The sequence below is a fragment of the Streptomyces sp. UF-297 genome (assembly GCF_058245575.1).
In genome coordinates, this window is the sequence record NZ_JBSIBZ010000050.1 from 1 (window position 1) to 24,440 (window position 24,440).

General features: G+C 71.5%; 23 protein-coding genes. 14 read left to right on the forward strand and 9 right to left on the reverse strand.

Annotated features, from left to right (window positions below; genetic code table 11):
• Positions 1–327: cation:dicarboxylate symporter family transporter (locus AC4IJH_RS25510; RefSeq protein ID WP_490854187.1), on the forward strand; the 327-nt coding region annotated here is incomplete at its 5' end.
• A gap of 70 nt (positions 328–397) precedes the next feature.
• Here AC4IJH_RS25510 and AC4IJH_RS25515 read toward each other — a convergent pair.
• Positions 398–1,306 (reverse strand): alpha/beta fold hydrolase, encoded by a 909-nt coding sequence (locus AC4IJH_RS25515; protein WP_490854188.1) that lies wholly within the window; start codon positions 1,304–1,306, stop codon positions 398–400.
• 147 nt (positions 1,307–1,453) lie between these two features.
• Between AC4IJH_RS25515 and AC4IJH_RS25520 the strand changes: the two genes are divergently transcribed.
• Positions 1,454–2,161 carry a TetR/AcrR family transcriptional regulator gene (locus AC4IJH_RS25520; protein ID WP_490854189.1) on the forward strand — a complete coding sequence of 236 codons (708 nt, stop codon included), beginning with the start codon at positions 1,454–1,456 and terminating at the stop codon, positions 2,159–2,161.
• Positions 2,162–2,266: 105 nt separating this feature from the next.
• Here AC4IJH_RS25520 and AC4IJH_RS25525 read toward each other — a convergent pair whose 3' ends face one another.
• The gene (locus AC4IJH_RS25525) at positions 2,267–2,899 is read right to left on the reverse strand and encodes a hypothetical protein (RefSeq protein ID WP_490854190.1); all 633 of its coding nucleotides are present in this window, start codon (positions 2,897–2,899) and stop codon (positions 2,267–2,269) included.
• Between the two features lie 390 nt (positions 2,900–3,289).
• Between AC4IJH_RS25525 and AC4IJH_RS25530 the strand changes: the two genes are divergently transcribed.
• Positions 3,290–5,248 carry an AMP-dependent synthetase/ligase gene (locus AC4IJH_RS25530; protein WP_490854191.1) on the forward strand — a complete coding sequence of 653 codons (1,959 nt, stop codon included), beginning with the start codon at positions 3,290–3,292 and terminating at the stop codon, positions 5,246–5,248.
• A 125-nt stretch (positions 5,249–5,373) separates the two neighbouring features.
• The gene (locus AC4IJH_RS25535; protein ID WP_490854192.1) at positions 5,374–5,673 is read left to right on the forward strand and encodes a hypothetical protein; all 300 of its coding nucleotides are present in this window, start codon (positions 5,374–5,376) and stop codon (positions 5,671–5,673) included.
• A 99-nt stretch (positions 5,674–5,772) separates the two neighbouring features.
• On the opposite strand, the gene AC4IJH_RS25540 is transcribed toward AC4IJH_RS25535, so the two are convergent.
• Positions 5,773–6,969, reverse strand: coding sequence for a lipase family protein (locus tag AC4IJH_RS25540; protein ID WP_490854193.1), 1,197 nt, complete (start codon positions 6,967–6,969; stop codon positions 5,773–5,775).
• Positions 6,970–7,054: 85 nt separating this feature from the next.
• Positions 7,055–8,128 carry an AraC family transcriptional regulator gene (locus AC4IJH_RS25545; protein WP_490854194.1) on the reverse strand — a complete coding sequence of 358 codons (1,074 nt, stop codon included), beginning with the start codon at positions 8,126–8,128 and terminating at the stop codon, positions 7,055–7,057.
• A gap of 178 nt (positions 8,129–8,306) precedes the next feature.
• On the opposite strand from AC4IJH_RS25545, the gene AC4IJH_RS25550 reads away from it, so the two are divergent.
• Positions 8,307–10,115: an AMP-dependent synthetase/ligase gene (locus tag AC4IJH_RS25550; RefSeq protein ID WP_490854195.1), complete on the forward strand. Its 1,809-nt coding sequence runs from the start codon at positions 8,307–8,309 to the stop codon at positions 10,113–10,115.
• A 100-nt stretch (positions 10,116–10,215) separates the two neighbouring features.
• Here AC4IJH_RS25550 and AC4IJH_RS25555 read toward each other — a convergent pair whose 3' ends face one another.
• Positions 10,216–10,419 carry a cold-shock protein gene (locus AC4IJH_RS25555; RefSeq protein ID WP_003984261.1) on the reverse strand — a complete coding sequence of 68 codons (204 nt, stop codon included), beginning with the start codon at positions 10,417–10,419 and terminating at the stop codon, positions 10,216–10,218.
• Positions 10,420–10,668: 249 nt separating this feature from the next.
• On the opposite strand from AC4IJH_RS25555, the gene AC4IJH_RS25560 reads away from it, so the two are divergent.
• The gene (locus tag AC4IJH_RS25560; RefSeq protein ID WP_490854196.1) at positions 10,669–11,571 is read left to right on the forward strand and encodes a menaquinone biosynthetic enzyme MqnA/MqnD family protein; all 903 of its coding nucleotides are present in this window, start codon (positions 10,669–10,671) and stop codon (positions 11,569–11,571) included.
• A 72-nt stretch (positions 11,572–11,643) separates the two neighbouring features.
• Here AC4IJH_RS25560 and AC4IJH_RS25565 read toward each other — a convergent pair whose 3' ends face one another.
• On the reverse strand, positions 11,644–12,828 hold the full coding sequence (locus AC4IJH_RS25565) for an alpha/beta hydrolase (RefSeq protein ID WP_490854197.1): 1,185 nt from the start codon (positions 12,826–12,828) through the stop codon (positions 11,644–11,646).
• 248 nt (positions 12,829–13,076) lie between these two features.
• On the opposite strand from AC4IJH_RS25565, the gene AC4IJH_RS25570 reads away from it, so the two are divergent.
• From AC4IJH_RS25570 to AC4IJH_RS25585, 4 genes are all read left to right on the forward strand, one after another.
• Entirely contained in the window at positions 13,077–15,014 is a 1,938-nt protein-coding gene (locus AC4IJH_RS25570) for a serine/threonine-protein kinase (RefSeq protein WP_490854198.1), read from the forward strand.
• Positions 15,015–15,124: 110 nt separating this feature from the next.
• Positions 15,125–16,324: a cyclic dehypoxanthinyl futalosine synthase gene (mqnC, locus tag AC4IJH_RS25575; protein WP_490854199.1), complete on the forward strand. Its 1,200-nt coding sequence runs from the start codon at positions 15,125–15,127 to the stop codon at positions 16,322–16,324.
• Between the two features lie 7 nt (positions 16,325–16,331).
• Positions 16,332–16,883, forward strand: a complete 552-nt coding sequence (locus tag AC4IJH_RS25580) for a hypothetical protein (protein ID WP_490854200.1) — start codon at positions 16,332–16,334, stop codon at positions 16,881–16,883.
• Positions 16,884–17,141: 258 nt separating this feature from the next.
• A complete protein-coding gene (locus AC4IJH_RS25585) occupies positions 17,142–17,840 on the forward strand; it encodes a demethylmenaquinone methyltransferase (RefSeq protein ID WP_490854201.1) in 699 nt (232 codons plus the stop codon).
• A 46-nt stretch (positions 17,841–17,886) separates the two neighbouring features.
• Here the strand turns inward: AC4IJH_RS25585 and AC4IJH_RS25590 are convergent, their stop codons facing one another.
• On the reverse strand, positions 17,887–18,408 hold the full coding sequence (locus AC4IJH_RS25590; RefSeq protein ID WP_490854202.1) for a GNAT family N-acetyltransferase: 522 nt from the start codon (positions 18,406–18,408) through the stop codon (positions 17,887–17,889).
• 103 nt (positions 18,409–18,511) lie between these two features.
• Here AC4IJH_RS25590 and AC4IJH_RS25595 point away from each other — a divergent pair, with 103 nt between their 5' ends.
• The 3 genes from AC4IJH_RS25595 to AC4IJH_RS25605 all read left to right on the forward strand — a co-directional run bounded on the left by AC4IJH_RS25595 (position 18,512) and on the right by AC4IJH_RS25605 (position 21,829).
• Positions 18,512–19,816, forward strand: coding sequence for a geranylgeranyl reductase family protein (locus AC4IJH_RS25595; RefSeq protein WP_490854236.1), 1,305 nt, complete (start codon positions 18,512–18,514; stop codon positions 19,814–19,816).
• A gap of 183 nt (positions 19,817–19,999) precedes the next feature.
• The gene (locus AC4IJH_RS25600; protein WP_490854203.1) at positions 20,000–21,142 is read left to right on the forward strand and encodes a serine hydrolase domain-containing protein; all 1,143 of its coding nucleotides are present in this window, start codon (positions 20,000–20,002) and stop codon (positions 21,140–21,142) included.
• Between the two features lie 462 nt (positions 21,143–21,604).
• Positions 21,605–21,829: a DUF397 domain-containing protein gene (locus AC4IJH_RS25605; protein WP_490854204.1), complete on the forward strand. Its 225-nt coding sequence runs from the start codon at positions 21,605–21,607 to the stop codon at positions 21,827–21,829.
• A gap of 37 nt (positions 21,830–21,866) precedes the next feature.
• Here the strand turns inward: AC4IJH_RS25605 and AC4IJH_RS25610 are convergent, their stop codons facing one another.
• Together AC4IJH_RS25610 and AC4IJH_RS25615 are read right to left on the reverse strand one after the other, a co-directional pair.
• Positions 21,867–22,727, reverse strand: coding sequence for a helix-turn-helix domain-containing protein (locus tag AC4IJH_RS25610; protein ID WP_490854205.1), 861 nt, complete (start codon positions 22,725–22,727; stop codon positions 21,867–21,869).
• 421 nt (positions 22,728–23,148) lie between these two features.
• Positions 23,149–23,928 (reverse strand): alpha/beta fold hydrolase, encoded by a 780-nt coding sequence (locus AC4IJH_RS25615; protein WP_490854206.1) that lies wholly within the window; start codon positions 23,926–23,928, stop codon positions 23,149–23,151.
• 266 nt (positions 23,929–24,194) lie between these two features.
• Between AC4IJH_RS25615 and AC4IJH_RS25620 the strand changes: the two genes are divergently transcribed.
• Positions 24,195–24,410, forward strand: a complete 216-nt coding sequence (locus tag AC4IJH_RS25620) for a hypothetical protein (protein ID WP_490854207.1) — start codon at positions 24,195–24,197, stop codon at positions 24,408–24,410.
• Positions 24,411–24,440: the final 30 nt, after the last annotated feature.

A 24,440-nucleotide genomic window follows, 5' to 3' on the forward strand; every position in this document is an offset into this window, starting at 1 on the left:
CTCATCGCCTTCGTCTCGGTGATCGGCTCGGCCGCCACCGCGGGCCTGACCGGCGCCACCGTCATGCTCACCCTGACGCTGTCGACGCTGGGCCTGCCGCTGGCCGGTGTGGGCCTGCTGATGGCCATCGACCCGATCGTGGACATGATGCGCACCGCCACCAACGTGGCCGGCCAGTCCGTCATCCCGATCCTCGTCTCGGCCCGGGAGAAGATCCTGGACCGCGAGGCGTACGCCAACGCCGGCGGCATCGAGCTGGACGGCGACGTGGTCGAGCAGGCGGACAAGAAGCCCTCGCTGCCGGCCCCGGCGGGCGTGGGCGGCTGATCCCCGGCCCCTTGCGCAACGGTGCCCCCGCGACGCTCGTCGCGGGGGCCACCGTCGTGTCCGGCCCCTCTCAGGACGCCAGGGCCCCGGTGTGGTGCAGCACCGCGTCCGCCAGCGGCGCGAGGACCTCGCGCGGCAGGGCGTGGCCCATGCCCGGGATCTCCACCAGCCGGGCGTTGTTGATCGTCTGGACCATGTGCTCGGGGTGCGGGGGCGGGAAGAGCGGGTCGCACGGCGGCGAGACGACCAGCACCGGCACCTGTGTACGGGCCAGCTGCTCGGTGCGCTCCATGCCGGAGTAGTCGGCGCGGGCGTGCGCGGTGGACGGCGTGTGGTGGCCGGTGTGCTCGATGATCGCCCGCTCGTAGTCGCGGAAGTAGCCGGGGTCGAAGGGCAGGGCGGTGCCGTTCAGTTGCCGCCACATCTCGACCCGGCGCTCGATCTCCGCCTCGGGGCCCTGGTCCTCGAAGGGGCGGGAGAGGAACTCCACGACGCCGGCGTCCGGTTGGGGCAGCTCCGGCACCGGGATCTCGGTGCCGTCCGCGCGTATCAGTGGGGCGCCGCTGGCCGACCCGGTGCTGACGAGGGTGGCGCTGAGGACGCGGTCGGGGTGGTCGGACAGCACGATCTGGGTGAGCAGCCCGCCCAGGGACAGCCCGACCAGGTGGGCCTGCGGGACCTCCAGCGCGTCCATGACGGTGACGGCGTCCTCGGCCAAGTCCGTGAGGGGGTACGGCATCTCGTCGAAGGGCCAGGTGGAGCGGCCGGTGTCGCGGTGGTCGTAGCGGATGACGCGGTGGTGGGCGGCGAGTGCGCGTACCAGCTCCTCGGGCCAGGCCAGGCCGGACGCGGTGGCCCCCATGACGAGCAGCAGCGGGGGTGCGTCCGGGGCGCCGCGCTCCTCGGTCCACAGGCGGACACCGGGGGCGGCCTGGACGAATCGCTCGGTGACGGGCTGCCGAGCTGCGGGCTGGTGCATGGTGCGGGCCTCCGGCGGGATCGGTGATTCTGTGCGACGAGACGTATCGTCTCGCATGGCCGATGTGCCGTCAAGGGCGACCGCGGGGACGGCGGCGGAACGTAAACTTACTTTGCGGTAAAGGGGCGGGGTGGAAGGACATTTGGGGTGGGTGCTGTGAAGGGCAAGCGGATGCCGCGGGCGGTGCGGGAGCAGCAGATGCTCGACGCCGCCGTGGTGACCTTCGCGCGGCGCGGCTACCGGGCCGCTTCGATGGACGAGATCGCCGAGCTGGCGGGGGTCTCCAAGCCGCTGGTGTATCTCTACCTGAACTCCAAGGAGGAGCTGTTCAGTTCGGTCATCCGGCGGGAGCGCCAGGCGCTGGTGGCGGCCGTACGCGCGGCCGTGGAGCCGGGGGCGTCGGCCGACCGGCAGCTGTGGAGCGGGCTGAAAGGATTCTTCGCGCATACGGCGGCGCATCCGGCGGGCTGGGCGGTGCTGCACCAGCAGGCGCGTACGCAGGGTGAGCCGTTCGCCCGCGAAGTGGCGGCGATGCGCGCGGAGATCGTCGACTTCGTGACGCTGATGATCGCCGCCGGGGCCCAGGAGGCGGGCTGCGACCGGGAGTTGGCCGACCGCGAGGTGGCGGGACTGGCGCATGCGCTGGTGGGCGCCGCCGAGTCGCTGGCGGAGTGGGTCAATGTCCGTACGGCACAAGAGGCGCAAGGGGCCGAAGGGGGCGCGGAGTTCGACGTGGCCGGGGCCGCCGCGGGCGACGCGCCTGCGGTGAAGGAGACCGCGGCGACGCTGATGAACTTCGCCTGGGCCGGGCTGGAGCGGCTGATGGCCGGGGAGCGGTGGGCGCCCGGCGGATGAGCGGGGCGGCGGGCGGCGCCTGCTGCCGTACCTGCGGTGAATCGGCCGGTCCGGGCAGCTTCCGGACCGGCCGATTCACCGTTTTCCGCCTGGAGTTGGTGCGCCTCAGCTTCGGCCGTTGCGGCGGCGGGCCACGAGCAGGCCGGTGCCGGCCAGGCCCGCGGCGGCGGCAGCGCCCCCGGCGATCAGCGCCGGGCTGCCGCCGGACTCCTCGGCCTCGCCCGCCGCGACCCCGCCCTTGGGCGTCCTCCTGCCGTCGAGGGCGGTTCCCTTGTCGCCCTGGCGGTGCTTGCCGCCCGCGGTGTCCCGCTTCCCGTCCCGCTTCTCCTCCTGCCTCTTGTCGTGCTTCTTGTCGTGCTTCGTGTTCAGGTACGCGATGCCGACCTTGCCGTCCCGCGGGTGGAGCGTGTAGCGCACGCCGTCGTGGGTGACGGTCGGGTGGGTCGAGCCGAGGGTGGCGATCACCTGGTTCTTGACCTGGATCTTCGCGGTGTACATCCCGCCGACCTGCTGGACGGTGGCCAGCGCGCCGTTGCCCAGCGTCACGGTGTACGCCGGGCCGGGGTCGGCCTTGCCGGAGGCGTTCCAGCTCTGGGCGTTCGCGTTGGTGCCGTTGGCCGCGGCGGACGCGGTGGTGGGCGCGGGGGAGGGGCCGGAGTCCGCGGCGAAGGCGGCGGCCGTACCGGCGATGACGGCGGCGGCGACGGCGGCGCGCAGGGGGGCGCGGGAGAGCTTCATGGTGTGCGGTGTCCTTCTCGACGTGCGCGGGGCGCGGTGTGCGCCCGGCGCTACGGGTGCGGTGGTCCGTACGCGTCGGGTACGGCCCGCTGCCTCGGTCGCCCCCTCGGCGACCCGGTGCACACCACGCAATTTCGGGCGCGATGCCGCAGGTATCGGGAAAACAGGCAGAGCGGGACCGGCCGTAAGGACTGCCGGCGGCGGACGCCGGAGGGGCCAAGGGGGAGGCGCCGAGGGCGGCGCGGGCATTGGCCGATTTCCCGGCCTCGCGTAAATTTACTTCGCAGTAAGGTTACTGTCTGGTCAGGAAGTTGACCCCGAGGAACAGCGCACCGCAGCACCGCACCCGCACCGAGATCGCGCCGCCGATGCACGGATGAGGAGCCGCCAGTGTCCGATCGAGGAAGTGCCTCCGCAGCCTCCGCGGCCCCCGCGGATCGCGCCGCCCCGGCGGCTTCGGTCGCCCCCGCCCTCGTGGAGCCGGTCAAGACCGTGGTGGGCGGCGTCGTCCGGGAGGCGGCCGTACCGCCGCTGGCGCCGCCCGCCGCCACCGGCTCGCTCGGCGACATACCCTTCGACAACGCCGAACAGGCCCCGCACGAGGCCGTGTTGGCCCGCAAGGCCAAGAGCGGACCGGGCGGCGAGTGGCGGGACGTGACCTGCGCGGAGTTCGCCGGCGAGGTGCGGGCGGTGGCCAAGGGACTGATCGCGCACGGCCTGCGCCCCGGCGACCGCCTGGCGATCATGGCTCGTACGACGTACGAGTGGACGCTCATCGACTTCGCGGCCTGGGCGGCCGGGCTGGTCACCGTCCCCCTCTACCCCACCTCCTCCGCCCACCAGGCGCAGTGGATCCTGCACGACTCCGGCGCCGCCGCCTGCGTGGTCGAGGACGTCGACCAGGCCCGCCTGGTCAGCGGCGTACGGGACCGGCTGCCGGGCCTGGCGCACCTGTGGCAGCTGGACACCGGCGCCGTCTCGCACATCGTCTCGGCGGGCCGGGAGCTGCCGGACGAGGCGGTCGCCGGGCGCCGCGCGGAGGTGGGCCCGCACGACATCGCCACGCTGATCTACACCTCCGGCACCACGGGCCGCCCCAAGGGCTGTGTGCTGACCCACGGCAACTTCTTCGCCGAGGTGGACAACGCGATCGAGCTGCTGCACCCGGTGTTCAGGTCGGTCAGCCAGGACCCCGCCTCCACCCTGCTGTTCCTGCCGCTCTCGCACGTCTTCGGGCGGATGGTCGCGGTCGGCTGCCTGCGCGCCCGGGTCCGCCTGGGGCACGCGCCCAGCATCCGGACCGAGGACCTGCTCGCCGACCTCGCGGCCTTCAGGCCCACCTTCCTGCTGGCGATCCCCTACGTCCTGGAGAAGGTCTTCAACACCGGCCGGGCGACGGCCGAGAAGATGGGCCGGGCCGCCTCCTTCGACCGGGCGGCGCGCATCGCCCGGCGCTACGGCGAGGCGGTGGAGGCCAAGGAGCACGGGCGCGGCGGCGGTCCGGGGCTCGGGCTGCGGGCGGCCCGCGGCCTGTACGACCCGCTGGTCTACCGCCGTATCCGCGCCGCGCTCGGCGGCCGGGTGCGCTACGTCATCTGCGGCGGCTCGGCGCTCGGTCACCGCCTCGCCGCCTTCTACGCCGGCGCGGGGATCGAGGTCTTCGAGGGGTACGGGCTGACCGAGACCACCGCCGCCGCCACCCTCACCCCGCCGCTGAAACCCCGTATCGGGACGGTGGGCTGGCCGCTGCCGGGCGGCGCGGTCCGCATCGCCGAGGACGGCGAAGTGCTGCTGCGCGGCGGCCATGTCTTCACCGGCTACTGGGACGCGGGCCGGGCCGCCGCCGTGCCCGCCGCGGCCGGCGGCTGGTTTGCCACCGGCGACCTGGGGGCCCTGGACGAGGACGGCTATCTCACCATCACCGGCCGCAAGAAGGAGATCATCGTGACCGCGGGCGGCAAGAATCTCGCGCCCGCGCCGCTGGAGGACCGGCTGCGCGCGCACCCGCTGGTCGGCCAGTGCGTCGTGGTGGGCGACGACCGCCCCTATGTCGCCGCGCTGATCACGCTGGAGCCGGACGGGCTCGCGCACTGGCGCCAGATGCACAAGAAGCAGGATGTGCCGCTGGGGCAACTGGTGCGAGATGACCGACTCCTGGCGGATCTCCAGCGTGCCGTGGACGACGCCAACACACTGGTCTCGCGGGCGGAGGCGATCCGCCGTTTCAGCGTGTTGCCGGTGGACTTCACCGAGGAGTCCGGGCACCTCACGCCCTCGCTGAAACTCAAGCGGGTCGCCATCGCCCGCGACTTCGCGGGTGAGATCGCGGCGCTGTACGGGCGGGGGTGAGCATCACGCAGCGTGGGCGGCCGGGTGGGCTCCGTACGAAATAGTGGGGCAAAAGGGTCATAATCGTTAGGCTGGCGATGTCAGATCCATCCCCCGTATCCCGCGGAACCACAGGGAGTGACGACATGACCACCGCCGTCCATCAGGAGCACGCGCCCCACGCCCACGAGCACGGTCCCGACTGCGGACACCGGCCCGTCGAGCACGGCGACCACACCGACTACGCGCACGACGGCCATCTGCACCGCGCGCACGGCGAGCACTGGGACGAGTGCGAGCCCGCCGCGCACACCGAGCACGCCGGCCACGGCCACGAGCACGGCGAGGGCTGCGGCCACGAGCAGGTGCGCCACGGCGACCACGTGGACTACCTCCACGACGGTCACCGCCACGCGGCCCACGCGGGGCACTGGGACGACCACTGACCCCGCGCGAGCGGGCCGCGCCAGGCCGGAGCCCCGTGCCGCCTCTGTGGGGGAGGTGGTACGGGGCTCCTTCGTTGTGCGCGGTGAAGTCGCGGTGGATCAGCGGCAGTTGCCGGTGGCCGGGCGGCCCGCGAAGCGCTCGCCCAGCCAGTCGGCGGCCGGCAGCGCGCCCACCGTCACCCCGCCGATGTGCGCGAGCCCCGGGTAGGACTTCCACTGCACGCTCACGCCCCTGGCGCACCAGTCCGCGCGCAGCTTCTCGCCGCTCTCGTACGGGATCAGCTCGTCCAGCGTCCCGTGGTAGAGGTAGACCGGCGCGTCCGGCTTGCCCGCGCCCAGGTTGGAGGCGCGCAGTGTGCGCTGCCAGTCCGCCTCGTCCAGGGGGTTCTTGACCGTGACGTCCGAGATCTTCTTGAACAGGCCCGCGACCACGTCTATGGCCACGCAGTTCTTCTTCATGAAGTCGACGTAGGAACGGCCCTTGTCGTTGAGGTACTTCTCCAGCTTCAGCTCGGGGAAGGCGGCGTCCTGGCCGGTGGCGGCCATCAGGATCAGGCCCGCGCCGATGTTGCCGTTGTTGAAGTCCGCGACCTTGAGCAGGTCGGCGGGGACGCCGCCGGTCGCGGTGCCCTTCACCTTCAGCTCGGGCGCGTAGGAGGCGTGCAGCTCGGCGGCCCAGCTGGAGGCCTGGCCGCCCTGCGAGTAGCCCATGATGCCCACCGGGCTGTCCTTGGTGATGCCCAACTTCTCGGCGCCGGGCAGGCGTTGGGCGGCCCGCGCCGCGTCCAGGACGGCCTGGCCCTCGGCCTTGCCGACGGTGTAGGTGTGGTCGCCCGGGGTGCCCAGGCCCTCGTAGTCGGTGACGGCCACGGCCCAGCCGCGCTGCACGACCTGGTTGATGAGGGTGGCCTCGACGGTGGTGCCGTACGGGAATCCGGCCGAGGGCGCGCAGGAGTCCGCGAGGCCGACCGTACCCACGGCGTAGGTGACCAGGGGGCGCGGGCTCTGCTTGCCGTCGTTGGGGACGATGACCGTGCCGGAGACGACGTTCGGGGCGCCCTTGGCGGTGCTGGAGCGGTACTCGATGTGCCAGGCCTTGGTGTTGGTGGGCTGGCCGGGCAGCGGGTGGAAGGAGGTCGGCGCGGACGTGACGATGTCGCCGGGGCTCGTGGCGGCGTCCGGGGCGGGGGCGACCCCGGCGCTCGCGGTGGTGCCCGTCAGGCCGAGGCCCAGCGCCAGTGCGGCGGTGGCGGCGAGGGCGGTGCGGCGCAGGGTGCGGGTGCGCAGTGGATGCATAGGGCTCTCCCAACTGTCCGATGGTGCGGGACTAGTTGGAGGGACGTTAGTGACCCGCCAGTAAGATCTGAGCTGACCGCGATGCTCAGCTTTGCTGACCGCGGGGGCCCGGACGCTCCCGGGGCCCGGACGCGGGCTGCGGGGCCTCGCGCAGCCGGTACGCGCCGGGCGTGGTGCCCGTCCAGCGCCGAAAGGCCCGGTGGAAGGCGGTGTCCTCGGAGAAGCCCAGCCGCGCGGCGAGTTCGGCGATCGGCTCGCGCCCCGACACCAGTGAGGTGATCGCCGCGTCCCGCCGTACGGTGTCTTTCAGCCGCTGGTAGGAGGTGCCCTCCTCCTGGAGGCGGCGGCGCAGCGTCGCCGGGCTCACCGCCAGCCGGGCCGCGACCTCGGCGGCCTCCGGCAGCCGGGCGGGGCCGGAGCTGCGCAGGGACTGGGAGAGGGCGCGCCGCACCTGCTCGGCCACGGTCGTGCCGTACTCGCGGCGGCTGAGCAGCCCGGCGGGCGCGCGCCGCAGCAGGTCCGCCAGCGCCGCCTCGTCGCGTACGACCGGCGCGGCCAGCCAGTGGGCGTCCAGCCCGGCGCCGGTGCGCGCGGCGCCGAAGCGCACCGGGCAGCCGAAGAGGGTGTCGTACTCGCGGGCGTGCGGCGGCGCCGGATAGGCGAACTCCGCCCAGCGCAGCGGGATACGGCGCCCGATCAGCCAGTTGGAGAGCCGGTGCCAGATGATCAGCACGCACTCCGACAGGAAGGCGCCCTCGTCGTGGGCGCGCAGGTCGTTGCCGATGGAGAAGACGGCCTCGCCGCCGCCCTGGACCGTCAGCCGCATCTCGGGGCCGCCGGGGAAGAGGCCGTAGAAGCGCGCCGCGCGCCGCAGGGCGGTGCCCAGGTCCCGGCAGGCCAGGCAGGTGTGGCACATCATCGCGAAGGTGCCGCGCCGGCTGGGCGCGGGACCCAGCCCCAGGAACTCGTCCCCCGTGACCCGGTGCAACTCCTTGACCAGCAGCGTGAACTGCTCGGCGGTGACCCGGGCCCGGGCGTCCCCCACCAGCAGCGGGGGGATCTGCGCGGCCTGGAGCAGGGGCGCGGTGTCGATGCCGAGCCGCCGCACGCCGCCCAGCGCGGCCCGCACGTGGTGCACCGCGATCGTCGACCTGCCCATGCCCCACACCGTAGCCGCAGTGAGCGAAGAGGTCAGTGGGGGTGACCGTTCTCGTCATCCCCGGCGGTCAGCGGCTGTCCTTAGCGTCGTACGGACGGGGCGTGCGGAGCGGGTGTACGGGCGTTCCCGTACGCGGACGCCCGTACGCGCAAGCGAGATTCCGCTTCCAGGAGGCGCGATGCAGCACCGGCCCGACACCCTCGCTCAGTTCACGGAGTGGACCGCCGAGCGCTTCGGGGATCTGCCCGCGCTGCGCTTCAGACAGGGCGAGGGCTGGGGCGAGTGCTCCTATGCCCAACTGCGGGACGTGGTACGGCAGGTGGCCCGGGGCCTGATGGGGGCGGTGGGCCTGCGGGCGGGGGACCGGGTCGCGATCCTGTCCGAGACGCGCCCGGAGTGGACCCATGCGCACTTCGGGGCGCTGGCGGCGGGCGCGGTGGTGGTGCCGGTCTATCCGACGGCCGGGCAGGAGGAACTGGCCTGGGTGCTGGGCGACTCGGGGGCCCGCGTGGTGATCTGCGAGGGCCGCGCGCAGGCGGACCGCGTGCGCCGGGTCCGCGACCGGCTGCCCGCGCTGCGCCATGTCGTGCTGCTCGCCGAGGCCGACGAGATGGCCGAGACCGGCGAGGCAGCCGAGGCCGGCGAGGTCTACGGGGCAGCCCTGGACCTGTACCGGCTGCCCGATCCCGCGCCGCTGCCCGAACTCGCCGCCCGCGCCCGGTCGGTGGCGCCCGGCGATGTGGCCTCCATCGTCTACACCTCCGGCACCACGGGGATGCCCAAGGGGTGCCGCCTCACCCACGCCAACCTCGCCGCCGTACAGGACAGCACCGCTTCCCTCATCGAGGGCGGGCCCGGCGATGTCACCTACCTCTATCTGCCGCTGGCCCATCTGCTGGCCCAGCTCATCGAGCTGAAGGCGCTGCTGCTGGGCGGCACGCTGTCCTACTACGGCGGGAAGATCGAGAATGTGATCGCGGAGCTGGCAGAGGTACGGCCCACCCATCTGCCTTCCGTGCCCCGCCTCTTCGAGAAGGTCCACGCCGCCGTGCGCGCGCTCGCGGAGTCCGCCGAGGGCGGCCGGGAGCGCTTCGAGGCGGCGGTGCGCACCGGGGTCGAGGCCGCCGATCTGCGCGCCCGCGGCCAGGAGCCGTCCGGCGAGCTGCAAGAGCGGTACGAGGCGGCCGAACAGGCCCTGTACGCGCCGGTACGCGCCGCCTTCGGCGGCCGGCTGCGCTGGGCCCTCACCGGAGCCGCGCCCATCGCGCCCCAGACGCTGGACTTCCTGCGGGCCTGCGGCATCGCCCTCTACGAGGGCTACGGCATGACCGAGTCGGCGGGGCTGATCACCCTCAACCACCCGGGAGCGGTGCGGTACGGGACGGTGGGGCGGGCGGTGGACGGCTGCGAGGTGAAGATCGCCGAGGACGGCGAGGTGCTGGCCCGCGGCGCGACCGTCTTCCCGGGCTACCACCACGACGCACAGGCCACCGCGGCGGCGCTGGACGCCGAGGGCTGGCTGCACACCGGCGACCTGGGCGCCCTGGACGAGGACGGCTACCTCACCATCACCGGCCGCAAGAAGGAGCTGATCATCACCTCCTCGGGCAAGAACCTCACCCCCTCCCTCGTCGAATTCGCCATCCAGCAGTCCCGGTACGTCTCCCGCGCCGTCATGGTCGGCGACCGCCGCCCCTACCCGGTCGCCCTCATCACCCTGGACGCCGAGGAGATCGCCGCCTGGGCCGCCCGCACCGGCACCGACCTGGGCCCGGACCCCTCCCGCCACCCGGCCGTCCGCACCCTCATCCAGCAAGCGGTCGACGAGGCCAACAACCAGTCCGCCCGCCCCGCCCGCATCCGGGCCTTCACCGTCCTGCCCACCGACCTCACCGTCGAATCCGGCACCCTGACCCCCACCCTCAAACTCCGCCGCACCACCGTCACCACCCGCTACGCGGCAGAAATCGACGCCCTGTACGGGTGACCTGCGCCCCGGCGGCGAGCACAAAAGGCAGGAGCCCCCACCGAAGTGGGGGCTCCTTGGGTACTGCTAGATGCGACCGCGATCGGTCGGCCCGGGCAACTTAGACCGGGGTGACGTTCTCCGCCTGCGGGCCCTTCGGGCCCTGCGTGACGTCGAAGTTCACCTGCTGGTTCTCCTCCAGGGAGCGGAAGCCAGAGGCGTTGATCGCGGAGTAGTGAACGAAGACATCCGGGCCGCCGCCGTCCTGGGCGATGAAGCCGAAGCCCTTTTCAGCGTTGAACCACTTCACGGTTCCGGTAGCCATAAGCCCTCCTTGGGCCAAAGGGTTGCCCTGCTCCAGAACCTGCAAACAAGTCTGAAAACTACAAAAGCCTGCGGGTCACATGCTCCGCAGGCTCTGTACTGCAAGGGAAACCAAACTGCAACTTGCGCTGAGCCTAGCACGGTGCGCTCGCGGCGCGGAAGAGCCAAAGATCACGTTTAGTTGGGCTGCATACCGGCCATAGACTGCCCCGCTGCAGCGTTTACAGAAGACCGGGTCTAGCCTCCACATGTGGACAAATCTACCGTTGGAGACGCCCCCGCCGGAGCCCTCGCCGGGCCCCCCGCCGACCACCGTCGCAGTCGGCCGCGGGTGGGCCACATCCAGTTCCTGAACTGCATGCCCCTGTACTGGGGCCTGGCCCGTACGGGCACCCTGCTCGACCTGGAGCTCACCAAGGACACCCCGGACAAGCTCAACGAGCACCTGATCCGCGGCGACCTGGACATCGGCCCCATCACGCTCGTGGAGTTCCTCAAGCACGCCGACCAGCTCGTCGCCTTCCCCGACATCGCGGTCGGCTGCGACGGCCCCGTGATGTCCTGCGTGATCGTCTCGCAGAAGCCGCTGGAGCAGCTGGACGGGGCGCGCATCGCCCTCGGATCCACCTCGCGCACCTCCGTGCGCCTGGCCCAGCTGCTGCTGGCCGAGCGGATCGGTGTCACGCCGGAGTACTACACCTGCCCGCCCGACCTGGGCGTGATGATGCAGGAGGCGGACGCGGCGGTGCTGATCGGCGACGCCGCGCTGCGCGCGAACCTGCACGACGGCCCCCGCCTCGGCCTCCAGGTCCACGACCTGGGGCAGATGTGGAAGGACTGGACGGGACTGCCGTTCGTCTTCGCCGTCTGGGCGGCCCGCCGCGACTACCTGGAGCGCGAGCCGCTGGTCGTACAGAAGGTGCACGAGGCCTTCCTGGCCTCCCGCGACCTGTCGCTGGAGGAGGTCACCAAGGTCGCCGAGCAGGCCGCGCGCTGGGAGAGCTTCGACGAGCAGGTCCTGGAGCGCTACTTCACCACGCTCGACTTCCGCTTCGGCCCCGACCAGCTGCGCGGAGTCACCGAGTTCGCCCGCCGGGTCGGCCCCACGACCGGTTTCCCGGCGGACGTACGGGTGGATCTGCTCGAGGGCTGAGACCACCGACGGGCGGGACTGCCGGGCGGGGCGGCCCGGCAGCGCCCCCCTGCCCGCACGCGCCCCGTGCGGCTAGGACGACGCCTTCGGCCCCAGCATCTGCTTGCTGATCCACTCGATCGGTGAATCGGGTCCGTCGCCCATCCCCGGCACGTAGCTGCGGGCGTTGTGCCCGCCGCCCTGGATGACGTTCAGCTTGGTGTGGACCGGACCCTTGCCGAAATTCTTCATGAACTTTTCGAGCTTGTCCTGGCCCTTTTCCTTCGTGCCGATCTGGAATGCGATATAGACGTCCGGCCCGTTCGGCTTCTGCGAGAGTTCCTTCGCGAAGCGCTCCGGATTGTTGGCGTCCATTTCCTTCTGGTGGCCCCGCCACAGCGGGGAGTCCGGCCGGGTCTCCGGTCCGCTGGCGATGACCGCCTTGAATTTGTCCGGGTGCTTCAGCACGGACTTCAGGCCCACGAAGCCGCCGGAGGAGGAGCCCATGAAGGCCCAGCCGTCGCGCGAGGTGTAGGTACGGAAATTGGCCTTGACCAGGTCGGGCACGTCCTCGGTCATCCAGGTGCCCATCTTGGGCTGGCCGGGGATGTCACTGCCGTCGTAGTAGAACTTGGCGTCCGGGTTCAGGACCGGCATGACGACGATGAAGGGCAGGCTCTTGCCCTCCTTGGCCCACTGGCTGATGCTGCTCTGCAGCTTCAGGTCGGTGCCCATCCAGTAGTTGTTGGGGTAGCCGGGGCCGCCCGGCAGCGCGATGAGGACGGGGAAGCCGCTCTTGGCGTACTTGTCCTCGTAGTACTCCTTGGGCGCCCACACCCAGACCTTGCCGGTGAAACCGGACTTCTTCCCCGCCAGGGTGGTCACGCCGATCTTCGTGCCGTCGTCCAGGGTGTTGGCGACCTTGAAGCCCGCGTCCGGCCCCGTCGGCATCAGCACACCGGAGTTCCCGGCCCCCGACGCCGTGCCATCGGCGGCGCCGTCCTGGCCGCCGGGCCGGCTGAAGGAGATCGGGTCCCCGTTGTCGGAGAAGACGTCGAAGTAGTTCAGTACGGGTATGGAGGCCAGCCCCAGGGCCACGATGAGGCCGCCTATGAGAAACAGCCGTTTCTTCTTGGCCTTCCGACGGGGCGTGCCGTACTCGCTGCTGGGACCGTAACCGCTGCCGGGCGGGGCAGGGGGCGGGCCCCCGGCATTCCCGTACGGCAGCTGGCCCCCGCCATTGCCGTACGGGGGCTGGTCCCCGGAATAGTGCTGCACAGAGATACTCCGGATGGTCGCGCTGCCCCGTGGGACAGCTGCCCCGAAGGACAGGGATGGACAACTTCTTCCTACTTTGATGCGTAAAGCCGCCCGTTGGTTTCCCTCGGGCCCCTCGGGCGGGCATGACCTGGGTCATAAGCTGTGCACCGCCGCCCGCCCGGTTCTTCGCCGCTGCCGCATGACCGGGGGCCGCGACGGGCAAGAGGGGGCACAGAGGGATCAGGGATCTCGGGGGGAGGCGCGCTATGCAGCCGCTGGGAGTGGATGATCCCCAGGTCATCGGGGCATACCGACTGCTGGGCCGGCTCGGCGCCGGTGGCATGGGCCGCGTCTATCTGGGGCGCAGCCAGGGCGGCCGTACGGTCGCGGTCAAGGCCGTGCACGCGCACTTCGCCGCCGATGAGGAGTTCCGGGCCCGCTTCCGGCGCGAGGTGGCGGCCGCGCGCAGGGTGGGCGGCGCCTGGACCGCGCCCGTACTGGACGCGGACCCGGACGCGCCGGTGCCCTGGGTCGCCACGGGCTATGTCGCGGGCCCCTCGCTGAGCCAGGCCGTCGCCGCGTACGGCCCGCTGCCCGCGCACACCGTACGCGCGCTGGGCGCGGGGCTGGCCGAGGCGCTGGCCGCCGTGCACGCGCTCGGTCTGGTCCACCGCGACGTCAAGCCCTCCAACGTCCTGCTGACCGTCGACGGCCCGCTGCTGATCGACTTCGGGATCGCCCGCGCCATGGACGGCACCGCCTCGCTCACCTCCTCCGGCGTCTCCATCGGCTCGCCGGGCTATATGTCGCCCGAGCAGATCCTGGGCAAGGGGGCGGGCGGCGCCTCGGACGTCTTCTCGCTGGGCGCCGTGCTGGCCTTCGCGGCCACCGGCGCGGGCCCGTTCTCCGGCGACAGCTCGGCGGCCCTGCTCTACAAGGTCGTCCACGAACCGCCGGAGCTGGGCCCCTCCCTGACGGGCGACCTGCGCGAGCTGGCCGAGGACTGCCTGTCCAAGACCCCCGCCGAGCGGCCCGCCCCGCAGGCCCTGGCCGCGCGGCTGGCGGGGGAGCGGTCCGCCGAGGGCGCCGCTGACGCAGGCCCGGGCGCGGCCGGGCTCGTGCGCGCCGGATGGCTGCCGGGACCGCTGCTCGAGCAGGTCGGCCGCCAGGCGGTCGAGCTGCTGAACCTGGACGCGGCGGCCCTCGCGCCCGGCGGCCCGGCCGCCTCGGCCCCGCCGCACACCACACCTGCGGGTGGTTTCGGCCCGCCCGACCCTTCGTACGCGGCCGCCTCCGGCCTCGTACCGTTCGACACCGGCAACGGATCGGGCGGCAACGGGCCGGCCCACGACCGTATCCCGGGCCAGGGACCGCCCCCGGCCTCCGGACCCGCCCACGTGCCCGGCCAGGTACCCGCCCACGTGCCCGGCCGAGCGCCCGGTCAGACATCCGGCAGACCCGGCACCCCCGCCCCGTGGCCCACGGCCGGACACGCACCCGCGCCAGGTGTGCCCGCCGTCTCGGACGCCCCCGGCATGCCGACCGCCCCGGCGCTGCCCTCGCCCGCCACCGCAGCTCCCTCCGACGCTCCCAAGGAGCGCCGCATCGGCCTCGTCGGCGGCTTCACGACCAAGGGAGGCAAGGGAGTCGACGGCGCCAAGGGCCGCCCCCGCAGGGTGAGTTGCACCCTCGTGCTGTCCGTCGCCGGAGTGCTGGCCGCCGCCACCTCCGCCGTCTTCGTCTTCAACCTGCTGCCCGGCGACGGCGGCCGCGGCGACTCCGGCGCCGCCCGTCCGCCCGCCGGGGACCGGGCCACCCCCTCCGCGTCCGGCCCGGCGCAGGCCTCCCTGGTGCCCAAGGCGTTCCTGGGCTCCTGGAGCGGCACGGTCCGCATGTCCGAGAACGGCGACTTCCCCAACGGCACGATGACCAGCACCATCACACCCGGCGGCAAGGGCGACTACGTGGTGCACACCACCTACGACGCCTCGCTGCTGCAGTGCACGGCCAAGGCCAAGCTGGTCTCCGCCACCGGCACCCGGCTGATCCTGGAGGAGCGCTCCGACGGCAAGCAGGGGCCCGGCTGTACGGGCACCAAGGCCCGGGTGACGTACACCGCGGGCAAGGACGGCAGGCTCAGCTTCACCTCGGACGACGCGGCGGGCGGCAAGCCGGCCGCCACGCTCACCAAGGGCGGCGGCTGAGCCCCCGGGGCACACGGCCCGCGCCGTGGCGCGACCGGCCGCCGCCGGTCGCCTCCGGTGGCTGGCGTAGGCTGGATCGGTCGTTATGCCCGCCTCCGAAGGGACGCCCGGTGACCGAGAACGCCGACCTTCAGTCCGTACTCGACCGTGCCGCCGACGGTGGGCGGATCACGCCCGAAGAAGCGCTGGACCTGTACCGCTCCGCGCCGCTGCACGCGCTCGGCGCCGCCGCCGACGCCGTGCGCCGCCGCCGCTACGCCGGCACCGAGCACATCGCCACGTACATCATCGAGCGCAACATCAACTACACCAATGTGTGCGTGACGGCCTGCAAGTTCTGCGCGTTCTACGCCGCGCCCAAGGACACCGCCAAGGGCTGGACCCGCAACCTGGACGACATCCTGCGCCGCTGCGCGGAGACCGTCGAGCTGGGCGGCACCCAGATCATGTTCCAGGGCGGCCACCACCCCGACTACGGCGTGGAGTACTACGAGAAGCACTTCTCGGCGATCAAGCAGGCCTTCCCGCAGCTGGTCATCCACTCCCTCGGCGCCTCCGAGGTCGAGCACATGGCCCGGATCTCCAAGGTCTCCGTCGAGGAGGCGATCCAGCGCATCCACGCCGCCGGTCTGGACTCCTTCGCGGGCGCCGGCGCCGAGCTGCTGCCCGAGCGCCCCCGCAAGGCGATCGCGCCGCTGAAGGAGTCCGGCGAGCGCTGGCTGGAGATCATGGAGGCGGCGCACAAGCTGGGCGTGGAGTCCACCTCCACCATGCTCATGGGCACGGGCGAGACCAACGCCGAGCGCATCGAGCACCTGCGCATGATCCGGGACGTCCAGGACCGTACGGGCGGCTTCCGCGCCTTCATCCCGTACACCTACCAGCCCGAGAACAACCACTTGAAGGGCCGCACCCAGGCCACCCTCTTCGAGTACCTGCGCATGATCGCCATCGCGCGCCTCTTCCTGGACAACGTCGCCCACATCCAGGGCTCCTGGCTGACCACGGGCAAGGAGGTCGGCCAGCTCTCGCTCCACTACGGCGCGGACGACCTGGGCTCGATCATGCTGGAGGAGAACGTCGTCTCCTCGGCGGGCGCCAAGCACCGCTCCAACCGCATGGAGATCATCGACCTGATCCGCAAGGCGGGCCGGGTCCCGGCGCAGCGCGCCACGACCTACGAGCACCTCCTCGTGCACGACGACCCGGCCGACGACCCGGTCGACGAGCGCGTGGTCTCGCACCTGTCCTCCACCGCCATCGAGGGCGGCACGGCCCACCCCGAACTCAAGCTCATCGACGCCAACTGAGCCGTCGGTGCTGACACTTCACCGCGTGCACGGGGTCCGGCTCACCGAGGGCGGTGAGCCGACCGCGGGGCACGCGGTCCTCGTCTCGGGCGCCCGCATCCAGGCCATCGGCCCGTACGAGCAGCTGTACGCGCAGCACGGCGAGCGGGCCCGCGTACGGGAGTGGGACGGCGTGATGACCCCGGGGCGCTGCGAGCCCGACGGCGCGGCCTACTTGGAAGCCGCCTACCACCCCGACCCCCGCGAGGCCGCCGAGCTGGGCACCGAGCCCCTGACCGGCGAGGCCCTGGCCGCCCTCGCCATGACCGACACCCGCTGGGGCGCCAGCGCGCGCCGCGGGGTGCAGCGCCTGCTGTCGACGGGCACGACCGCCCTGTGCGGCTCCTTCGCCCGCCCGTCGGTACGTACGGCCGTCCAGCGCTCGGGCATCCGCGTCCTGCCCGCACCCCGGCCCCTCACCCTGGCCGCCTCCGGCCCCGCCGACTTCGCGGTCCTGGCCGGCGACGGCAGCTGCCTGGCCACGGCGCTGGACGGCCGACTGGTCTTCCGGCGGCGCTGACCTGCCGCGTCGGCGCCGCCCGTCAACGATCCGTCAAGGCGACAACGTCCCACGTCAGGGCGGCGTCAACGCCAACGGAACGGCTCCTTCCGCCCGGCAGGATCTTCTGTGCGGGGACGGCCGGTTCGGCCGCTCACGATGCGAAGCAAGCAGTGCCCAGGCAATGCAGCAGCACCGATGGACCGCCCGAATGCCAAGAGGGGGGCATCGGGCCGTCCCCGTCCAAACACCTCGGGGACGGTAGGCGACAATGGCCGGGTGACCCGAGCATCCCTGGACAAGCAGCCGCACGAAGTCGCCGCGATGTTCGACGACGTGGCGGCCCGGTACGACCTCACCAACGACGTGCTGTCCCTGGGGCAGGCACGGCTGTGGCGCAAGGCGGTCAACGCCGCCATCGATCCCCGCCCGGCCGAGCGCGTGCTCGACCTCGCGGCCGGCACCGGCACCTCCTCGCTGCCCTTCACCCGCACCGGCGCCTACGTCGTGCCGTGCGACTTCTCCGTCGGGATGCTGCGCGAGGGCAAGAAGCGCCACCCCTGGCTGCCGCTGACCGCCGGTGACGCCACCCGACTCCCCTTCGCCGACGCCTCCTTCGACGCCGTCACCATCTCCTTCGGGCTGCGCAACGTCCAGGACACCGACGCCGCGCTCGCCGAGCTGTACCGCGTCACCAAGCCCGGCGGCCGGGTCGTGATCTGCGAGTTCAGCAGCCCGACCTGGGCGCCGTTTCGCACGGTCTACACCGAGTACCTCATGCGCGCGCTGCCGCCCGTGGCGCGCGCGGTGAGCAGCAACCCGGACGCCTACGTCTACCTCGCCGAGTCCATCCGCGCCTGGCCCGACCAGCCGGCGCTGGCCGCGCTGCTGCAGAAGGCGGGCTGGCGGGACGTGGCCTGGCGCAATCTGACGGGCGGGGTCGTGGCGCTGCACCGGGGGACCAAGCCCGAGCGGTGAGAAAGAGGGGCGCCCGCCCGCGGGCGCCCCCGTCACGGCTCGTGCCTCACAGCTCCAGCCGGTAGCAGTGCGCCGTCACCTTCGTGGCCGGAGACTGCAGCGTTCGGTCCAGCTCCATGCCCAGGCGCTGGGTGACCGCGATCGAGCGCGCGTTGCGGGCGTCCACCATCGCCACCACGTGGCGTACGCCGGCGGCCCGTACGGCATCCAGCGCGGCCTGCGCGGCCCGCGTCGCGTACCCCTTGCCCCAATGCGCCCTGCCCAGCCGCCAGCCGATCTCTATCTCGCCCGCCGGGCCCCACTCATAGGGCCAGGGCTGCGCGCCCGTGAACCCCATGACGCTTTCGCCCTCGGCCTCGGGATCGAGCATGGAGTAGAGACAGAAGCCCCGTTCGGCGTGGTGTCTGCGCTGGCGAGCGGTCAGCTCCTCGTACACCGACAGCTCGGCCGCCGACCCGCCGTGGAACTCCATCACCTCGGGGTGGTCGAACACGCGGTGCCAGTGCAGCGCGTCCTCTTCGGTCGGGACACGGAGCGTCAGGCCGGCGGTGGAGAGCGATTCGTTCATGGACCAACCCTTCAGGTTCTGATCACATACGCCCCCATAGACTGCACGCAACCAGTGCCGGTCGGCACCCAGATATCTAGTTCCGGGAGACCCAGCCGTGACCGTGACGGAGCCCGAGACCGAGTCCAGCCGCGCGCACACCGAGCACAGCGCCGACGTGATCGTCGTCGGGGCGGGCCCCGCCGGCTCGGCGACCGCCTATCACCTGGCCAAGTCCGGCCTGGACGTGCTCCTTCTGGAGAAGACCGCCTTCCCGCGCGAGAAGGTCTGCGGCGACGGCCTGACCCCGCGCGCCACCAAGCAGCTGGTCTCCATGGGCATCGACATCTCCGAGGAAGCGGGCTGGCTGCGCAACAAGGGACTGCGCATCATCGGCGGCGGCGTCCGCCTCCAGCTCGACTGGCCCGAGCTGGCCTCCTTCCCGGACTACGGACTCGTGCGCAAGCGCGACGACTTCGACGAGCAGCTGGCCCGCCAGGCCCAGAAGGCCGGCGCCCGGCTGCATGAGCGCTGCAACGTCGGCGCGCCGATCGTCAACGACCTCACCGGGCGCATCGAGGGCGTGCACGCCAAGCTCGGCGAGGAGAAGCGCCCCGTCACCTTCCACGCCCCGCTCGTCGTGGCCGCCGACGGCAACTCCACCCGGCTGTCCCTGGCGATGGGCCTGCACCGCCGCGAGGACCGCCCCATGGGCGTCGCGGTCCGCACGTACTTCACCTCGCCCCGCCACGACGACGACTACCTGGAGTCCTGGCTCGAACTGTGGGACCGGCGCGGCGCGCAGGACCGCCTGCTGCCCGGCTACGGCTGGATCTTCGGCATGGGCGACGGTACGTCCAACGTGGGCCTGGGCGTGCTGAACACCTCCCACTCCTTCAAGGAGCTGGACTGGCGGGAGATCCTCAAGGCCTGGTGCGCCTCGATGCCCGCCGACTGGGGCTACACCCCCGAGAACATGACCGGCCCCATCCGCGGCGCCGCCCTGCCCATGGCCTTCAACCGCCAGCCGCACTACACCCGCGGCCTGTTGCTCGTCGGCGACGCGGGCGGGCTGGTCAACCCCTTCAACGGCGAGGGCATCGCGTACGCCATGGAGTCCGGCGCCATCGCCGCCGAGGTCATCGTCCAGGCCCACGCCCGCGCCACGTACCAGCAGCGCGAGCTGGCCCTGCAGCGCTACCCGAAGGTCCTCAAGGACACCTACGGCGGCTACTACTCCATGGGCCGTGCCTTCGTGAAGCTCATCGGCAACCCCAAGGTCATGAAGATCGCCACCCAACGCGGCCTGACCCACCCCCTGTTGATGCGTTTCACCCTCAAGATGCTCGCCAACCTCACCGACCCCACGGGCGGGGACGCGATGGACCGCATCATCAACGGACTCTCGAAGGTGGCCCCGAAGGCGTAGCCGCATCCCGGCCGGGCGGAGCGGAAAAGTGTCCACAGGCTGTGGACGCGGTTTTTGCCCGCCCGCCCTGGCCTGCACATATTCGCTGGTGGCGGCGGGCGCGGGCCCATAGCGTGGACCGGTCAACGGCCGACGGGGTCCACGCCCCGTACGGGCGACGCGCTAGGCAAAGGGTGAGTCACGGTGCAGCACAACGGGTGGGCCGACGAACGGTACGGGGCGGTCGCGGACACCTTCGCGCGCAACTTCGAGGAATTCGGTGAACTGGGCGCCGCCGTCGCCGTGTTCGTCGACGGGCGCAAGGCCGTGGACCTGTGGGGCGGTACCGCCGACGCGCGCACCGGCCGCGCGTGGGAGCGGGACACCCTCGTCCCCGTCTTCTCCTGCGCCAAGGGCCTGGTCAGCATCTGCACCCACCTCCTCGCGCAGGAGGGGCGGCTGGACCTGGACGCCCCGGTGAGCCGCTACTGGCCCGAGTTCGCGCGCGCCGGCAAGGAGACGATCACTGCGCGCATGGTGCTGGCGCACCGCGCCGGGCTCCCCGTCCTGGACCGCACGCTCAGCTTCGAGGAGATCGCCGACTGGGCCCCCGTGGCCCGCGCGATCGAGGAGCAGGAACCGCTGTGGACACCGGGCGAGGCGTACGAGTACCACGCCCATGTCTTCGGCTTCCTCCTCGGCGAGGTGATCCGGCGCATCACCGGGCTCACCCCGGGCGCGTACTTCCGCAAGGCCGTCGCCGACGACCTGGGCCTGCGCACCTGGATCGGCCTGCCCGAGGCCGAACTCCCGCAGCTGGCACGGCTCGTGGAGGCCGAGGGACGGCCCCCGATGCCCGGCCCCGAGTCGATGATCACCCGCATGGTGACGATGAACGGCGCGCTCGCCTTCCCCGGGCTGGAGGAGCCGCACGGCTTCAACGACCCCGCGCTGCTGTGCGCCGAGATCCCCGCGGCGGGCGCCGTCTCCACCGCGCGCGGCCTGGCCACGCTGTACGCCGCGGCCGCAACCGGAGTCGACGGCTCGCGGCGGCTGCTGAGCGCGGACACCCTCACCGACGCCCTGCGCGAGCAGTCGGCCGGGCCGACCTGGTCGGGCATGGACTCGCCCGCGCGCTGGGGATCGGGCTTCCTGCTCGATGCGGCCGCCTTCCGCCCCCTGCTGGGCGAGCGCAGCTTCGGCAATGACGGCGCGGGCGGCCAGTTCGCCTTCGGAGACGACGAGTTCGGCGTCGGCTTCTCCTATGTCGCCAACCGCATGATCGGCCACGGCGATGCCCGCGCCAACCGCCTCGTCGCGTCGGTACGGGAGTGCCTGGCCGATTGACGCGTGGGGCCCGCTCGTGACGCTCCTGTCGCGAGCCGGCCCGGTAGCGCTACCTGTTCTGCACCCACCAGATCAGCAGGGAAACCACTCCTGCCCCAGTAGCCGTGCAAATTCCCTTGAATACGCTGATGCCCGCGGTGCGGACCCAGCCCTTCCAGACCTTGGTCTTGGGTGCGTCTTTGGTGTGGCTCTCGGCGGGAGAGCCGGTAAACTCCATGGCAGAGCGTCCTTTCGGAGATGCAGACCGGGATGCTTGGCGCTGGGGAGCCCCCGGCCGGATGCTTGCCGGCTCGGCCGTGCGGCTCCCTTTCGCTTATGTCTCTTCTTTCCATCCTCCCGTTTGAACTTTGGCGTCGAATCGTTGGTAGCACCCTTGGCAGTGCCAAGGGTGCTCAGCCATACTGTCGAGGATGCCCGGCAATTGAAGGAACTTTCCCGAGATCGCAGATCCATGGGGGTCGCATGCGCCTCGAGGGTGCCGATTTACGGTGGTGGAAGAGCTCGGCCACGGGGACGGGTAACTGTGTTGAGGTGGCTGTTGTCGGTTGCGCCACCGCACGGGATTCCATCGTCGTAAGGGATTCCAAGGACCCGAACGGCCCATGGATTACGTTCGGTTCCGGCGCGTGGCAGTCGTTCGTGAGTGAACTCGGCGGGGAAATCTCGCGCCTGCGGCCAGAGCCCTGAGGATGCAAGGTCATGCGGTCCACCGAGTTCACCCGCTTCACTGTTGTTCGCCGAAGAGGAATTCTTGGGTAATGTCCTTTGCCACGCCCTTCTCGACCTCCCAGAAGTCGTCGAGATAGTCGGTCGGCCGCCGCTGCGCATCACGCCCGAGAGCCTTTTCACTGAAGATCAGCGAGCCGTCCGGGTTCTCCAGATACGCGACCAGTTCGTCCTCTTCGTTCGGGAACTCGAAGATCACGTACGGTGACTGGAAGCGTCGGTAGATGCCGGCCGTGAAGGGGACGGCCAGCACCCGCACATTGGTCAACTCGCTGACGGTCAGCAGCTTCTGGTACTGCCGCTCCATGGTCGCCGGTGTGCCGACGGCGCGGCGGACGGCGGCTTCGTCGAGGATGAAGAAGAGCTCGGGGCCGTCCGGGTTCATCAGGCGGTCCTGGCGCTCCATACGCAGCTGGATCAGCTGCTCCGCCCTTTCCTCGCCGACCTTGAGTCCCTTGAGCACCGCTTGCGCGTACTCCTCGGTCTGGAGCAGTCCGGGCACCAGATTGGGCTCAAAGTTTCGAATGATGGAGGCGGATCCCTCGTAGCCGAGATAGGTCTGGAAGTCCTGGCCGATCAACGCGCGGTAGGTGGCCCACCACGGTGGCTGCCGGGCCGCGCGGGCCATGTCGGTGAGCGCCTGGATCTGTTCGGGATCCGTGACTCCGTAGTGCGCCAGAAGCACCCGTACGTCCGTTACGGACACACCGACAGTTCCCGCCTCAATTCGAATTACTTTCGACGGCGACCACTCTAGTTGCTCGGCCACCTGGCGTTGCTTCAGGCCGGCGCTCTCCCGTGCCTTGCGCAAGCGATCGCGCAGGCGCGCTCGCTGGAATACGGGTTCCTCCTGGGGCATGTGGTCCTCCATCTTCACGCAGCTGGTAGTGCCGGGCAGTAAGCTGACGGCCCGCGCACTTCTTGCACGACTCCAAACAGCGGTCTGGCACCTTGCCTGCTCTCTGCTGGTGGCCAAGCTGTCCGGCAGGGGTCCAACTGCGGGTAGGCGCATCGCGTTACTCCTAACTGCAGCCTTGGCATCTGCCCTCACGCAAACAGCCCGATGGTGGTTTGCCACATGGCATCTAGCATCTATCGCCCATGGGCATAAGACAAGCCCTACCTGCACCTTCTGCGAGAAGGGGACAGGTAGGGACGAGACGTCTGTTATGCCTGGTCGTCAGGGTGTTTCTATGGGGCCTTTGTTCCGGGAAAGGGAATCTTCCGGCGAGGGGGCCGATCTACCGAATGGGCTATTCCGTAAACGCCCGGTGATTCGCTCAGACGGTCAGCCGTTCCCCCTCGCCCGCCGCCGCGCGTACCAGGAGTTCCGTCAGCTCCTGGGGGCACGACAGCATGGGCCAGTGGCCCGTGGCGAGGTCGAAGAGGCCGACGCGGGGGTCGGCCAGGCGCCGGAACCTGGGGTCGTCGCTGGTGGCGACCAGGGACCGCACCACCTCGACGGTCATGCCGTTCGCGGTGCAGCAGATGCCGGTCGAGGGCAGTTCGGCGTGCGAGCCGGTCAGCCGCAGCGGCTGTTCCAGGGTGCCGAGCGGCTGCGGGGCGGCGAGCAGGGACAGGCGCTCTCGCTCCTGCTCCGCGATGCCCTCAAGGCTGCCCCACTGCGAGTCGTCCAGCGGCGGCGGGGGGACGAGACGTCCCTTGCCCGACTCCTCGGCCCGGCGCAGCATCCGCTCCTTCATCTCCTCGTCGGGGGTCATGCCCAGGACGGATTCGCCGTCGACGGGCAGCGGCGCGTCCAGGTAGACGAGGTGGGCGATCCGCTCCGGGCGCCGGTCGGCGGCGGCGAGGGTGGGGAAGATGCCGTAGCAGTGGCCGACGAGCACGACGTCCGAGAGCTGCTCGTTGTCCAGGACCTGGACGATGTCCTCGACGTGGGTGTCCAGGTTCGTCTCGGGCCCGGCCAGGTGGCGGCGGTCGCCCATGCCGGTGAGGGTCACCGGGTACGCGCGGTGCCCGCCCGCCCGCAGCCCCTCGGCCACGTCACGCCAGATCCATCCACCGGTCATTCCACCCGATACCAGTACGAAGTCGGTCATGAGTGTTCTCCTTCGTGTGCTCGAGACGTTCCGGGCGTCGCGCACCCGCCATCACCGGCACCGTAGGAACTCCCCGTGCGGGCGATTCAAGGCCCTGGGCAACTTCGGGGCGATCGGCCGCCGTTGGGGCTGCGCCCGCCCATCGTCCCCCGGCGGGATTCGGCGGGGGAGGGTTCGGCTCTTCTTGTGGCCCACCGCCTCGTAAGGGTGATGTGGGCCGCGATACGCGGGCGGGGACGGCAGCGGCGCGAGACGGTGCCGGGGTGATGGTTCAGCAGGAAGTCGTGGTCCGCCAGGGCGGGCGCAGAGTTCAGCTTCCGCCGGTGTGCCGGGCCTGTGGGCAGCCGATGTGGTGGGACGTGTCGTACCCCTACGAGCACTGCTGGTACTGCTCCACCTGCTGCTATCCCTCCGAGGCCGACCGCGCGCCGGACCCCCGGACGGCGGGCGAGGAGGGCAAGGCCGTGGTCAGGCCCGGGTGAGGGCCGCAGCGGGGCCCTGGGCATGCCGAA